The organism is Pseudomonas sp. NDM (assembly GCF_003105095.1).
GTDB lineage: Bacteria > Pseudomonadota > Gammaproteobacteria > Pseudomonadales > Pseudomonadaceae > Aquipseudomonas > Aquipseudomonas moraviensis_A.
The window spans coordinates 1-2039 of record NZ_QETJ01000302.1 but is presented as its reverse complement, the minus strand read 5'-3'; the positions used below and the strand labels follow the sequence as shown (position 1 = coordinate 2039).

The window sequence follows — 2039 nt, the reverse complement described above, 5'->3', positions numbered from 1 at the left end:
TTGTCAGTCACGGATGATGTCGACTGTTCCACCGCGATCGCGAGCAGGCTCACTCCTACAAGGGATCTTTGGTGGATCTGAAATCCGGTCAACCCTTATCCTTGTCGCCCCCCGCCGTACCCGTAGTCAGGAGTCGTTCCAATGCCCCATGAAGGCAATCTGTTGCAAGCCGCTGTCGTGTTTCTGTTCGCGGCGGTGCTCACCGTGCCTTTGGCCAAACGTCTGCAACTGGGCGCTGTGCTCGGTTATCTGTTTGCCGGGGTGATCATCGGCCCGTCAGTGCTGGGCCTGATCGGTAATCCGCAAAGCGTTACGCATATTTCCGAGCTGGGCGTGGTGCTGCTGCTGTTCATCATCGGCCTGGAGCTGTCGCCGCGACGCTTGTGGGTGATGCGCAAATCGGTGTTCGGCGTTGGCCTGGCGCAGGTGCTGCTGACCGCTTCGGTGATCGGCGGGCTGGCGCTGTCGGTGTTCGGTCAGCCGCTTAACAGCGCGATTGTGCTGGGCCTCGGTCTGGCGCTGTCTTCTACCGCTTTTGGCCTGCAAAGCCTCGCCGAACGCAAGGAACTGACCAGTCCCCACGGGCGTCTGGCGTTTGCCATTCTGCTGTTCCAGGACATCGCCGCGATTCCGTTGATTGCGCTGGTGCCGATGCTCGCTGGCGTCGATCACCACACCAGCACCGCCGACGACATCCGCCACAGCCTGCAGGTGCTCGGCGGCATTGCTGTGGTGGTGATCGGTGGGCGTTATCTGCTGCGTCCGGTGTTTCGCGTGGTGGCGAAAACCGGTCTGCCGGAAGTGTCCACCGCCACCGCGTTGCTGGTGGTGATCGGCACGGCGTGGCTGATGGATCTGGTCGGTGTGTCGATGGCGCTGGGGGCGTTTCTTGCCGGTCTGCTGCTGGCGGATTCGGAATATCGCCATGAGCTGGAAGCGCAGATCGAACCGTTCAAAGGCCTGCTGCTCGGGCTGTTTTTCATCAGCGTCGGCATGGGCGCCAATCTCAGCCTGTTGTTGAGCGCGCCGATCACCGTGTTGGGCCTTACCCTGCTGCTGATCGGGCTGAAATTGCCGCTGCTGTTTGTCGTCGGGCGTCTGGCCGGCGGGCTGAACAAGATCAGCGCAATTCGCCTCGGTATCGTTCTGGCTGCCGGCGGTGAGTTTGCGTTTGTGGTGTTCAAGATCGGCCGCGATCAGGGCCTGTTCGAGCCGCGTCTGTACGACCTGCTGGTGCTGACCATCACCCTGTCGATGGCGCTGACGCCATTGCTGCTGTTGATCTGCGCACGGCTGGTCAGCCCGAAAGTGCAGCCGGTGGAAGTGCCGGAAAAATTCCGCGAAATCGACACCGAAGCGCCGCGGGTGGTGATTGCCGGCATGGGCCGGATGGGCCAGATCGTGGCGCGGATTCTGCGCGCGCAGAACATCAAGTTCGTCGCGCTGGACACCTCGGTGGAAACCATCGAACTGTCGCGCAGCTTCGGCGGTGTGCCGGTGTTCTACGGCGACCCGATGCGCCCGGAAATTCTCCACGCGGCCAAGGTCGGCGAGGCGGAATATTTTGTCATCGCCACGGATGATCCGGAGACCAACATCAAGACTGCCGAGGTGGTGCACAAGCTGTATCCGCACATGAAAATCATTGCCCGCGCGCGTAACCGTCAGCACGTGCATCGCTTGATCGATGTGGGCGCGGAGGCGATTCGTGAGACCTACTATTCGAGTCTGGAAATGAGCCGTCGTACATTGGTCGGCCTTGGTCTGACGCAAGCCCAGGCCGATGCGCGGATCAAGCGTTTCAAGCATCACGACGAACAGGTGCTGGAGGCGCAGCACGCCGTTTACGACGACGCCGCCAAAGTCCTGCAGACCGCCCAGGAAGCCCGGGAGGAACTGGCCAAACTGTTCGAATCGGATCAACTCGAAGAAGAATCCCGCAACACCTGAGCCCTGCACAAAACCTGTAGGAGTGAGCCTGCTCGCGATGGCGGTGTGTCAGTCGACTTATTCATTACTGACACACTGCTATCGCGAGC

Annotated in this window: 1 protein-coding gene; it reads left to right on the top strand. The window is 61.0% G+C overall.

The genetic code is table 11. The annotated features are described in order from the left end of the window. Nucleotides 1–141: 141 nt before the first annotated feature. Complete coding sequence (locus tag DCO47_RS26625) at nt 142–1950, top strand: monovalent cation:proton antiporter-2 (CPA2) family protein (protein ID WP_116659275.1); 1809 nt, start codon at nt 142–144, stop codon at nt 1948–1950. Nucleotides 1951–2039: the final 89 nt, after the last annotated feature.